The organism is Corallococcus sp. AB038B (assembly GCF_003668955.1).
Taxonomy (GTDB): domain Bacteria; phylum Myxococcota; class Myxococcia; order Myxococcales; family Myxococcaceae; genus Corallococcus; species Corallococcus exiguus.
The window spans coordinates 221,666-233,530 of sequence record NZ_RAWO01000014.1 but is presented as its reverse complement, the minus strand read 5'-3'; the positions used below and the strand labels follow the sequence as shown (position 1 = coordinate 233,530).

The window sequence follows — 11,865 nt, the reverse complement described above, 5'->3', positions numbered from 1 at the left end:
GTATCTACCTCCAGGACCGTGGGCGGATGGATGAATACCGGGGAGCTTCCGTTCGTTCTCTGCGCCAGCCATCGAGGATGTCGTCGTCGCGGGGACGTTCGAGACGCGTCAGGCGGCGGAAGAGTGGTTGGCGAATGGCAAGGGACACGATGGGGACCTCCTCCGCATCGCGGGGCAGGGTTCCAGGTCATCCGGACCGGCGGAGGCCAGCAGACACTCCTGCGGACCCCCTTGCCTGAAGAACTCATGAAGAAGTTCCCTCCGGGACCAACGTAGGTGGCTCCGCTGGGCGACCTGTCGCGTGCCCGGCTTCAAACCTCCCCGTCACGTCACCCCCGTCTGTTAGGGTGTGATGCTGGAGGTTGCCCCGCGTGCTTACGCCCCGTGTGGTTGTCTGTCCAATCCTGTTGATGCTGCTGGGCGCGGCGGTTCCGGCATGGGCCGGGGCCCCCGGACCGCGCGTCCCGCGGGAGCGGAAGCTGGTGGTGCGGGCAGAGGAGGCCACGACGCTGCACCTGCTGCGCGTCGCTCCCGGGACCGTCACCACCGTCGTGTTCAACGAGGACATCCTGCCGCAGTCCGTGGACACGAAGGCCCTGGCACCGCTGTTCGGTCAGCTGAAGGTATACCCGGGCGTGATGGTGCTGCGCCCCACCGTGGCCATGCCGGAGACGTCCCGGCCGCTTATCACCGCGCGCTTCGCGGGAGAGGACGCACCCCGGCAGGTGTCCTTCCTACTCGTCACCGACCCCAAGGAGGTAGACACCGTGGTGGAGGTGTCCCGCCACGCGCTGTCCGCCGAGGACCTGGGCGAGGAGCTGTCCCTGCTGCGGGGACGGTGTGTCGCCGCCGAGGCGGGGCTCGCCACCCTGCGTGCGCAGTGCGCCCAGAGCGGACTGGCGGGCGCGGTGCTCACAGGCGCGCTGGGGCCGGAGCCGGTGTCGGTGGAGCGGCCTCCTACCGCCGTTGGAACGCCAGGACTAACGGTCGTGGTTCGCGCGCTTCTCTACCGCCACATCCGAACCCGGTTGATGGCCTTCTCCCTGAGGAATTCACCCGACGCTGCCGCGTGGGTGCCTGGCGAGGGACGGCTCATCCAGTTGGGGCCGAATGAGCAGGAGGGGCAGGTCATCCAGCGGGAGATTCCCGTTCGGATGCTGGAGGCCCGGCTGGCGCCCGGTGCGAGCGGCCAAATGGTCCTGGAATGGCACATGCCAGAGGACCTGGATCCTCGGGCCCGCTACGTGCTGGAGGTCTGGAATCAGGAAGGCAATCGCTCCGTGCGATGGGAAGGACTTTCCCTGTGAGCAGTGAGTCAGCAGAGCTGGGACTTCGCCATGCGGAAGCGGTGCTGGGCCGGGTCCTGCTGTCCCCTGAGTGGTTGCCGCCTGGAACCCGCGTAGACCGCTGGGAGGTGGTGGCGCGGTTGGGGGCAGGAGGTTACGGCACCACGTACTCCGTGCGCCGGGCAGGACGACCTCAGGGCAGGCTGTATGCCTTGAAGTTGTCCCGGCGTCCCGGAGAGCGATGGTTCGCGCGGGAGGCGGAGTTACTGTCCCGCGTGCGCCACCGCTCGGTGGTGCGGTTGGTCACCTATGGTGTCTGGCGGTTGGGGCCCGTGGATCACCCGTACCTCGTGATGGAGTACGTGGAGGGAGAGTCGCTCTACGAATGGGCGCTGGCCCGCAACCCCACTGCTCGACAGGTGACGGGCCTGTTGGTGCAGGTGCTGGAGGCGCTGGCCGCCGCGCACCGCAAGGGTGCGTTGCATCGGGACGTCAAGGGCGACAACGTCCTGGTCGCGCCGGACGGCAAGGTGAAGGTCCTGGACTGGGGCGCCGGTTGGTACGCGGGGGCCCCTGTGCTCACAGCCTCTGCCCGGTTGCCGCCGGGCAGTCCGCGCTACTACAGCCCCCAGTTGTTCATGTGGCGCGTGCTGTCAGAGCGCCGGCCCGGCGCTTCCAGCCCCTATGCCTACTCCGTGGCGGACGAACTGTATGCGGTCGGTGTGACCTTCTATCGCCTGCTGACAGATCAGTACCCCGCCGCGCAGTGGGGTGCTCCCCGGGATGCCTCCGAGCCCCATGGCTTGCGCGCCGTGGAGGACCTCAATCCCCATGTGCCGGAGGAACTGTCGCAGGCCTTGATGCGATTGCTGGCCTTTGAGCCGGAGCGGCGTCCCGAAAGTACGGCATTGCTGGCGGGCGAACTGCGCCAGCGTCTGACGGATGGCGGTCCGGTCTGGGATGCGCCGCTGTTCGACTGGCGTGAACGGACCGCCAGCGGCTCACGCACGACCCTGGAGGCGGAGGAGGTCCGAGGGCCCGTGATGCCGGGACAGGAGGTCGCCCTGCGGGACGCCCGCGTCCGCCACCTGGAGGCGTCCCGCCGGCTTCGCGAGGTCCGTGAGTTGCGCAGGCGCGATCCCGCGAAGGTGGCCGCCTCCGAGGCCCGGTCGCTCCATGCGTTCCAGGCACGGGCTCGCGGGGGCCACTCTCATCCCCTCTTCTGGGGCGCATTCGCGGTGTTGCTGGTGGGGCCGCTCGTCGCCTGCTTCACGGTGTGGGGCTTGCGGCGGGTCCTGGTGCGGGAGGATCGCCCGCGGGCTGTGAGTGAGGCGCGCAACGTCCAGCAAGTGGCGCCCCGTCTCGGGCCGGAAGAAGCTCGCAGACCATCGACGGGAATCTCCCCACCCGTCCCTTTTCCGCAGGAGAAAGAAGCCATGACTCCCCTTTCGCCGCAGCAGGCGACCGTCATTCCCACGCCCGCCCGGTCTGGCACGCTCAAGCGGTGCTCCGCGGCAGTGGGTGCCGCGGTCCTCACGGCCTGCACGGGCGCCCAGGTGCGGCCGGAGCCAGGCCGGTGTCCCACGGGGTCCCTGGAGGCGATGCGGAAGCTCGGCCTGAACAAGGGTGGGACCGCCAGCATCTACCACGACATCACGCAACCCGGCAGGACGTCCGAACAGCTCATCGTCCACGACGGCCCCATCGTCAGCCTCGTCATCGAGCAGTACGGAAACCTGCCCAAGGGGGCCCGCCTGTATGGGCGCCTCTGGACGGGGGAGGGCCGGGTGACGGGCCGCTACACCAAGGCGGAGCTGCCGGACGGGAGCAGCCATCCCGTGTGCTTCGTCTATGGGAATCTTGATGGCTTCGAGTGGGAAGAGGGCTCCAAACCCGGCGCCGTCCGGATGTCGCGCATCTCGGCCTATACCGTCGTGCACGAGTTCCCGTGAGCCATTCTTGCCGGGGCGCCGGGCTGGGAGAAACGTTCTAATACAACCTGATGGGTCCTGGAGAAGCTGGCTACTCAAAAAGTAGTCTGGCGTTGTTCTCCAAGGAGCCCGTACGGCATGAGCCCATCCAGGACGGTGAAGCCTCCCCTCCCCGAAGTGCTGTTCAAGACAGGGTCCAAGTCGTTCGAGCTGGAGCGCATCCTGCGGCGGCGCGGCCACGGGGAGCAGCACTTCCTGGCCATCCGGAGGCAGCCCGGGCGTGAGCCCGTGCCCGTGTTCCTCCAGGCGCTGTCCCTGCGAAGCGGGTCCGCGTCCCTGGCAAGGGATCCACGAGCGCGGTTGCAGGAGACGCTGGTGCTCTCACGGTTGCTGGAGCATCCGCGCATCGCGCGGCTGTATGGCGGCCACGAGGTGGCCGACCTGCTCTTCTTCGAATGGGAGCGCGTCCCGGGCTGCACGCTGGATGACGTGGCGATGCTGCCGCTGGTGTATGTGCATGCGTATTCCGAAGCGTTCCTGGTGCACGTAGGTCTCCAGCTCGCGTCGCTGCTCGGGTTCCTGCATGGACAGACGGACGCGCGGGGGGCTCCGCTGGGCTTCGTGCACCGCGACCTGCATCCGCAGGGCATCCGCTTCGGGCCGGAGGGCGCGCTGGCGCTCACGGACCTGGGGGATGTCCTCTCCCGGATGCCGGGCCGGGTTCCCTCCAGCATCACGCGTCCGCACGGTGAGGTGTATTACGGCGCGCCAGAGGTGCTGTTCGGGGAAGGGGCTGATGCGCGTTCGGACCTCTTCTCGCTGGGGCTCATCCTGCTGGAGCTGGCGACGGGCCTGCACCTGTACAGCCTGCCCCGCGCACTGATGGGCGACCTGGAGGCTCGGCTGACGGACGCGGACGCGAAGCGCGTGTTCCAGGGGATGATGGTGGCGGCGCAGGCGGGGCGCGGCTCGGGCGAGTACGCCGACGTCGTGCTGCACGCCGCCGCCTACCGGACGGAGGACCTGGAGTCGCTGATGGCGCGGCTGTCGCCAGGGCTGCGCGCCATCCTCCACCGGATGCTGTGCCGGGAACCGTCGGAGCGCTATGCGACGGCGGAGGCGCTGGAGGTGGACCTCCGTGCCCGGGCCGCGGAGCTGGGCGGACCGTATGGTGGGGCGGAAGCCGCGGCGGAGTTCCAGCGGGCGCTCGCGAAGACGGCGCCGCTGCTGAATGCATTCCAGGCGGACGTGGGCGCGTTTCCGTCAGGAAGCGTGTTGCATCTCCCGACGCCCGCCGTGTGAAACGGCGGCCGGGCACGCGTGTCCGGCAACCTCCGCTCGGCTCTGGGCGCGCGTTGAAGTTCTTATCGTTCGTGAGAACGAAGTCGAGGACGGGAAGGTGGGACGTCGGGAAGTGCGCCTCCAGCAACGAGAGTGATGCTCGGGAGGCGTCAGATGCACGAAAGCCACCCGAGGACTCCCTACGGGTCTGCATGCTCAGCGGGTGGGCAGCTCGCGGAAGATGATTCCTTCCAATCCCCGGGTGAGCACGGCGTCGCGGAAGCGGTCCGTGGCGATGATCATCGTGGCGAAGTTGCCCACGCGGAACAGGTCCACGCTCGTGGGCAGGGAGGCCGCGTCGAGGAGGGGGGACTCCGGCCGGCTCAGACCGATTCGTCCACACGTGGTGCAGGGGGGCGGCAGGTCATCCGGAAGGCAATCCCGGTGCAGCCGACCCTGGGGGACCACCTGGAGCTCCATCAGTTCCTGGGGGGATTGCTGCCGGAACCGGAGCATCGCCTTGCATCCCAGCAGCCCGCGCACGCCCTGCGCCTGCATGTGTTCGAATGCCTCTCGGGTCATCAACATCAGCGCATCGCCCAGCCAGACAAATGGAGCGAAGCGTCCCGTGGCGGTACCCATCAGCGGACCGAACTTCGTGCCCGGAGGAAGCGAAGCGCCCGGGGGGGCCCAGGGCCTGACCTGTTCGCGAAGCCGGGCGAATTCATGGAAGGGCTCCGCGCGTGGCTCCTCGAAAGAGGCCCGTTCCGGGAGTGCGTTGAGGTCCACGCAGGGGTACTCGTGGCCGGCGTTGCTCCAGGTCTGGCCACATCCCGGGCACGTCTTGATGCCGGGGAGCCCCCAGGGGTGATTCGCGTTCATATCCCCGCTGTAGCGCTTGGCCACGTCGCGGTCTTCGGTCACCCAGAAAAACCGATCCACCTCTTGCTCCTTTGCGCTGAGGCGTCAGTTGTACTTCTGGATGGGGCCACCCAGGAGCTGGAATCGATAGATGAGCTCTCCCGCGTGTTTGAAGATCTCCACGGGAGGGGCTTCAGGATGGGCGTTCTTGTAGTCCTTCCAGGCCTGATTCCACTCGCCACCTCGCGGTCCTCCGTTGTGGACGCGCTGATGGATGTGGCGCGGGATGGGCAGGGTGTACAGGTGGATGTCGATGCCCTTTTCCTTGAACCACGCCGCGAGTTCGGGCGCCTGGGGGAAGATGTGGTGCTTCTCGAAGCGGCCGGGGGGGAGCTGGGGCGGGACGGGCTTGGGCGTGCCGTACCAGGGAAACACCATGATGGGTTCCCCGCCGCCGGGAAGATTCATGGCGCTGCCCCAGGTGCGCTGGGGGCCGCCTCCCGGGGCGGGTGCGGCGGCGGCGGGCGGTGGGCGGTGGGCGCGGTGGCAGACCGCGCGCCAGCACCACGTCTCCGGGCACGTCCTCGCAGTAGTAGAAGCCACAGGCGTCATCCCCGCAGAGCAGGGCGACGCAGTGGTCTTCAGCAGGCTCGCTGCACTCCATCTCCGCGTCTTCCCATTGCGTCAGGAGGGCAGTCGGAGTTGCACACGCTCCCAGGAGCAACACCCACAGCCCGCACGACAGGGATTCCGCATATGCCGCAAAGGCTAGCATCGCGGCCTGTCATGCCACGCAATGGCCGTCACCCTGGCACCGGCTCCACGCCCCTACTTTCCGGCCGCCTGCTTCGCGTCCGCGTGCGGCAGCCGCACCGTGAACGTCGTGCCCGCTTCCTGCGTGGACGTCACGTCGATGGTGCCGCCGTGCGCATGCACGATGGTCCGCACGATGTAGAGCCCCAGGCCCACGCTGCGCGTCGCCGCGTCCATGCCCGGTGCCCCGCGCTGCATGGGCTGGAAGATGCGGGGCAGTACGTTGGAGGCGATGGGGGCTCCGCCGTTGTGCACCTCCAGCAGGATGCTCCCGGGCACCTCCCGCAGACGCACCGCCACCGGCGTGTCCTCCGGCGAGTACTTCAGCGCGTTGCCCAGCAGGTTGATGAGCAATTGCGTGACGCGGTCCGGATCCCAGCAGCCGCGCAGGCCCGCCTGCGGCAGTGACAACTGGAGGTCGCGCTCCGGGGCGGTCATCCGCGCCTCCTCCACCACCTGCCGCACCAGCGCCCCCAGCTCCAGGTCCTGACACTGCACCGGGAGCCCTCCGCCCATGCGCGCCTGGGTGAAGTCCAGCAGGTCGCGGATCATCCGCACCGCGCGCTCCGCGGAGTTCTGGATGCGCAGGACGGCCTTCGTCGCGCGCTCGCTCAGGTCCTCGCGCTTGAGCAGCGACGACGTGCCCAGGGTGATGGCGCTCAGCGGGTTGCGCAGGTCGTGCGACACGATGCCCACCAGGTACTGCTCGAACTCCGCGCGCTGGCGCGCCGCCTCCTCCGCCAGCTTGCGCTCCGTCACGTCCAGCCCCGTGCCCACGAAGCGCAGCGGCCGGCCGTCCGGCCCGAAGTGCACGTGGCCCCGTCCGGAGAGCCATCGCTCGGCCTGGCCTGGCCGCGGGAGCCGCGCGCGGAACTCGCATGCGTACTCGCCGGAGCCTCCGGGCCGGGCGGCCTCCGCCATCGCGTCCTCCACCTTGGACCGGTCCTCCTCCAGGACGAACCGCATGGCCTCGTCGAGCAGCACCTCGCCCTGCGCGGGCAGTCCCAGCATGGCGCGGAAGCGCGCGTCCCAGGTGCCCCGGCCCGTGGCCAGCTCGATGTCCCAGCTGCCCATGTCCGCCGCGTCCAGCGCCAACCGCAGGCGCTCCTCGCTGGCCTTGAGCGTCCCCGCCAGGTCTTCCGCGCGCTGACGGGCCTGCACGGCTTCGGTGACCTCGTTGGCGACGACGAGGATGCCCTGGAGGCCGACCTCCGTCTCGTGCAGCGGCTGGTAGATGAGGTTGAAGTACGCTTCCTCCATGGCTCCGCCCGCGGCCCGCGCCAGCCGCACGGGCAGTTCGTGGCCCACGTAGGGCGCCCCCGTGGTGAGCACTCCGTCCAGCAACTCCCGGATGCCCTGGCCCTCCACCTCCGGCAGCGCTTCGAGCACGGGACGGCCCAGGACCTGGTCACTGGTGCGGCCCCAGAGCTGGCAGACGCGGTCGTTGGCCAGCGCCACGACGTGCGCGGGCCCCTGGAGGATGGCGAGCGCGACGGGCGCCTGCCGCAAGAGCGCGTGCAACTGGCTCAGCTCCGTGTCCGCCTGGACGCGCGCGGTCCGAGCCTCCCGCAGCTGCTGTTCGTGTCCGTTCTCCGCCTCCCATCGGGAGGTGACGTCCTGCATGGCGCCCACCATGCGCACGCCCCGGCCCGCCGCGTCGCGCAGGATGACGCCCGTGTCCAGCACCCGCACGATGTCGCCCTGGCGGTTGAGGAACCGGTACTCGTCCTGCCAGCGCGCCTGCGTGCCCTGGATGGCCGCGTGGATGCCGTGCTCCACCCGCTCCCGGTCCTCCGGGTGGATGCGCGCCACCCACCATTGCGCCAGGGGGCCTATCTCCTCGGGCGCGAAGCCCAGCAGCCTGCGTGTCTCTCCGCTCCAGGCGACCTTCTGCGTGAGGAGGTTCCAATCCCAGACGGTGTCCGCGGCCGCCTGGCTGGCCAGCCGATAGCGCGTCTCCGACGCCTCCATCCGCGCGTGGGCTTCGCTCAGCCGGCCCATCAGCAGTGCGCGGTCGAGGATGCCGGAGAGGTACTCCACCAGCGTCTCCAGGAAGCGCTTGGCCTGCGGCGGCACCGGCCGGGCCTCCGCGAAGCCCACGCAGAGGACGCCCATCAGGGCGCCGTGGGGCCACAGCCGTAGGCCCAGCAGGGTGCTCCACGCACTGGCCTCCAGCCCTTCGCGTTCGAAGTCCTCCAGCCCCCGCGCCTGCGCGAGCACCAGCGGCTCCTCGGCGCGCGCCACCCGGCCCAGGAAGGACGGCCCCTGTGTGTCCGCCCACCGGCCGGCAGGCGGAACGAGGTGCAGGGTGTGCGCGGCGGGGAACAACCTCCGGCCGCCCGCGTCCACGAGGAACAGCTCCGCTCCGGCGGCCTCCATCGCTCGGGCGATGAGCTCCACCAGCGGCTTGAGCGGGCCCTGCATGTCCGTGCCGGGCTCCAGCGACCGGGGCGCCAGCGCGTCCATCTGGCGCAGGAAGCGCTTCTCCCGCTGGCGATCCTCCAGCGAGTCGCCGGAGAAGAGGAGCACCACGTGTTCCATGGCCTCCTCTATCTGCTGGAAGAGGCACTGAAGGTCCGAGGCGTCGGGCTTGCGCTCCGGCTGGGCGTCCTCCCAGAGCTGGGGGATGAGCCGCCCCAGGAGCGTGTATTCCTCCGTCGCGTCCTCCTGCGTGGCGCCCACGCGCAGCCGCAGGTTGATGTGGGCCTCCTCCAGGCGCGTCCGCGTCTCCAACCGCTCCGGCGTGGCGCCGTGCTGGCAGATGGCCGCGACCGCATGGAGATATTCCGGGACCGTGGAGATGAGCTCCGAAGGCTTCAGTCCCTGCGTGCTCTCCAGCCCTCGCGCCGCTTTCGAGAAGCGCCGCACCAGGACGTCCAGGTTCCCTTCGATGAAGTCCGCGACGAGATTCATGGGCCCGTAGAGAAGGGGGTAGGGGCTCGGGCCTCCAGGTGCAACCGACCCGCCTGGTTTCCCTCGTGATTCCCGACAGGCGGACGGGCGGGGCCCTGCCCCGCGTGAAATCACCGCATGCAGTGAGGGGCAGGGAGGCACGTCTTCCTTGGCGCTCGTAGCAATACCTGCGTAGGCTGCCGTCCGTGAGCAGCACCCCCTCGCGTTCCACCATCCTCATCGTTGACGACGAACCGGACCTGCGCGAGGTCGTGGCGGAGCTGCTGGAGATGGAGGACTACACGGTGCTCCAGGCCGCCAACGGCCAGGCCGCCCTGGACGTCCTCGCCGCCAACAACGACCAGCCCTGCCTGGTGCTGCTGGACCTGATGATGCCGGTGATGGACGGACACGAGTTCCTCCACCGGCTGCGGGAGGACGCGCGCTACCGCGAGCTGCCCGTGCTGATGCTCACCGCCCACTTCTCCGCCAAGGCCCCGCCGGGAACGGTGGGGCTGCTGCGCAAGCCCGTGGACATCCCGGAGCTGCTGGCCATGGTGGCGCGGCACTGTCCCGCCGCCGCCTGAGCGCACGGCTTCACGCTGTCGCGGTGTGCACCGCGATGGCGTCCAGCAGTTCCTCCAGCTTCACCGGCTTGCCCAGCCGTCCGGCCACGCCTTGCGGCAAGGGCAGGGTGGGGTGCGCCGTCAGCACCAGCACCTGCATGAGCGCGAGCGCGCCCGTGCCGCGCAGGTGTTCGATGAAGGCGTGGCCGTCCATCACCGGCATCACCAGGTCCAGCAGGACGAGGGCGGGCATCCGCTCCTGCTCCGCCAGCAGGTTGAGCGCGTCCTGGCCGTTCATCGCCGTGAGGACGCGGTAGCCCTCCGACTCCAGGATTTCGCGCAGCGCCTCGCGGACGTCCTCGTTGTTCTCGACGAGGAGCAGGGTGGTGCGGTGTTGCGGAGTGGACACGCATGCACGGTAGGGCACGGGTGCCAGCGTTTCCAGGGGGCCCGTGGGCCTGGACGACCGGGAGGCGCGGGAGCGGGGTGGCGTGCGCCCTCCCTGATTCATGCTCCGGCCCGGGGCAGCGTCAGGGTGAAGACCGTCCGCTGCGCGTCCGACGTCACGGTGAGCGTGCCCCGGTGGCCCCGGGCAATCTGGTCGGAGATGAAGAGGCCCAGGCCCAGGCCCGACGGGACGTGGGCGCCGGTGCGCGCGCGCTGGAAGGGGTGGAACAAGGTCTCCAGCTCCGCCGGGGCGATGGTCTCTCCCGGGTTGCTCACCCGCGCGATGACCTGCTCCGGCTCGCTCACGAGCGTCAGCTCCACGGCGGCGTCCGGGGGGCTGTACTGGAGCGCGTTGCCCACCAGGTTGCTCAGCACCTGCGCCAGCCGGTCCGCGTCCCAGTTCCCCGTGAGGGGACCCGTGGACGTCACCTTCACGGTGCGGTGGGGGTGCACCAGCTCCAGCTCCTCCACCACCTGGCGCGCCACCTGGCCCAGGTCCGTGGCGGCCGGGTTCAGGGGGATGCCGCTGCCCAGCCGGCTGCGGGTGAAGTCCAACAGCTCGGTGATCATCCGCGTCATCCGGTCCGTGCTGCTGATGATGCGGCTGGCGGTGCGCACCAGCGGCGGGGGCAGTTGCTCGCTGGCGACGAGGTAGCTGGCGCCCATGCGGATGGAGTTGAGCGGATTGCGCAGGTCGTGGCCCACGATGCCCAGGAAGCGCTCGCGGAACTCCGCGGACGCGCGCAGCTCTGCTTCCGCCTGCTTGTGCCGGGTGACGTCCACCAGCACGCTGCCCACGCCCACCACCTCTCCCCGGGCGGTGCGCACCGGGTGGTAGCTGGCCATCACGTACAGCTCGCCGTGGGGCGCGTCCGGGTGCTCCAGCGTGAAGCCCAGCTCCTCCACGGGCTCGCCCGTCTCCATGACGCGGCGGAGGAGCGGCTCCAGCCGCGCGGCGAGCCGGGGCAGGACCTCCGCCAGCGTCCGGCCCGGGTAGGCGTCCACGGACAGCCCGTCCAGCTTCGCCATGCGCGCGTTGACGCGCACGAAGCGCAGGTCCCGGTCCAGCAGCGACAGCCCCACGGGCGAGGACGTGAGGAGCGCGTCCAGTTGCGCGAACACCTCCGCCTTTTCCTCGGTCGAGCGCCGCACGTCGTCCACCAGCCGCTTGGTTCGCGCGAGCGAGTCCACCCGTGCGCGCACCTCCTCCGTGCGGAAGGGCTTGGCCACGTAGTCGTTGGCGCCCGCGCGCAGGCCCTGCACCAGGTCCTCCGGCCGGTCGTGCGCGGTGAGCAGCAGCACCGGCAGGGCCTGGGTCTCCCGCTGTCCGCGCAGGAACTGACAGACCTCAGGACCGGACATTCCAGGCATCTCCCAATCCAACACCACGACATCCGGTGCTCGCCCGGCGTGTAGCCTTTCGAGCATCGCGGCGCCGTCTGGGAACGTCTCCACCTGGAATCCCGTTCCCAGCGCGGTCTTGATGAAGCGCGCTTCGCTGGCGCTGTCATCCACCACCCAGACACAAGGTGCGTGCTCCGAGGGAAACGGAGGCGGGCCCGGCGGATGGGGGAAGGAGGCGTTGGGCGGAGGAGGCGGGCGCATGGTTGAAATTCGGTCCCCGGTGCGGAAAAACAGGAGGGCGCAGGGTGCCGGATGTGCGGGCAGCCGTGGCGCTTCGTCGCCCGCCGTGGCACATCGTCCAAAGCGGGCGTGGACCAGCCAACGTTCAATGCGCGCCAGATGACTCATTTCTTTCAGCGGGTCGGAATCGATCTAGCTTGGCCG

At 69.7% G+C, this 11,865-nt stretch carries 8 protein-coding genes and 1 pseudogene; 4 read left to right on the top strand and 5 right to left on the bottom strand.

Annotation, left to right across the window (positions count from 1 at the left end):
* Window positions 1-371 precede the first annotated feature (371 nt).
* The 3 genes from D7Y04_RS36610 to D7Y04_RS36600 all read left to right on the top strand — a co-directional run bounded on the left by D7Y04_RS36610 (window position 372) and on the right by D7Y04_RS36600 (window position 4,519).
* Window positions 372-1,307 carry a DUF2381 family protein gene (locus tag D7Y04_RS36610; RefSeq protein ID WP_147454876.1) on the top strand — a complete coding sequence of 312 codons (936 nt, stop codon included), beginning with the start codon at window positions 372-374 and terminating at the stop codon, window positions 1,305-1,307.
* The gene (locus tag D7Y04_RS36605; protein WP_158627650.1) at window positions 1,304-3,238 is read left to right on the top strand and encodes a serine/threonine-protein kinase; all 1,935 of its coding nucleotides are present in this window, start codon (window positions 1,304-1,306) and stop codon (window positions 3,236-3,238) included. The genes D7Y04_RS36610 and D7Y04_RS36605 overlap by 4 nt, the downstream gene beginning before the upstream one ends.
* A 117-nt stretch (window positions 3,239-3,355) precedes the next feature.
* Window positions 3,356-4,519 (top strand): protein kinase, encoded by a 1,164-nt coding sequence (locus D7Y04_RS36600; RefSeq protein ID WP_121762313.1) that lies wholly within the window; start codon window positions 3,356-3,358, stop codon window positions 4,517-4,519.
* Between the two features lie 195 nt (window positions 4,520-4,714).
* Here the strand turns inward: D7Y04_RS36600 and D7Y04_RS36595 are convergent, their stop codons facing one another.
* The 3 genes and pseudogenes from D7Y04_RS36595 to D7Y04_RS36585 all read right to left on the bottom strand — a co-directional run bounded on the left by D7Y04_RS36595 (window position 4,715) and on the right by D7Y04_RS36585 (window position 9,085).
* Window positions 4,715-5,440 (bottom strand): double-CXXCG motif protein, encoded by a 726-nt coding sequence (locus D7Y04_RS36595; RefSeq protein WP_120600049.1) that lies wholly within the window; start codon window positions 5,438-5,440, stop codon window positions 4,715-4,717.
* A gap of 24 nt (window positions 5,441-5,464) precedes the next feature.
* Window positions 5,465-6,134, bottom strand: a pseudogene (locus D7Y04_RS36590) (TIGR02269 family lipoprotein).
* 53 nt (window positions 6,135-6,187) lie between these two features.
* Window positions 6,188-9,085, bottom strand: coding sequence for a PAS domain-containing protein (locus tag D7Y04_RS36585; RefSeq protein WP_121762312.1), 2,898 nt, complete (start codon window positions 9,083-9,085; stop codon window positions 6,188-6,190).
* Window positions 9,086-9,270: 185 nt separating this feature from the next.
* Between D7Y04_RS36585 and D7Y04_RS36580 the strand changes: the two genes are divergently transcribed.
* A complete protein-coding gene (locus D7Y04_RS36580) occupies window positions 9,271-9,651 on the top strand; it encodes a response regulator (protein ID WP_120560889.1) in 381 nt (126 codons plus the stop codon).
* 10 nt (window positions 9,652-9,661) lie between these two features.
* Here D7Y04_RS36580 and D7Y04_RS36575 read toward each other — a convergent pair whose 3' ends face one another.
* Both D7Y04_RS36575 and D7Y04_RS44660 read right to left on the bottom strand, forming a co-directional pair.
* Window positions 9,662-10,057 carry a response regulator gene (locus D7Y04_RS36575; RefSeq protein ID WP_233601745.1) on the bottom strand — a complete coding sequence of 132 codons (396 nt, stop codon included), beginning with the start codon at window positions 10,055-10,057 and terminating at the stop codon, window positions 9,662-9,664.
* A gap of 80 nt (window positions 10,058-10,137) precedes the next feature.
* Window positions 10,138-11,682, bottom strand: a complete 1,545-nt coding sequence (locus D7Y04_RS44660) for a response regulator (RefSeq protein ID WP_158627649.1) — start codon at window positions 11,680-11,682, stop codon at window positions 10,138-10,140.
* Between the last annotated feature and the right edge of the window lie 183 nt (window positions 11,683-11,865).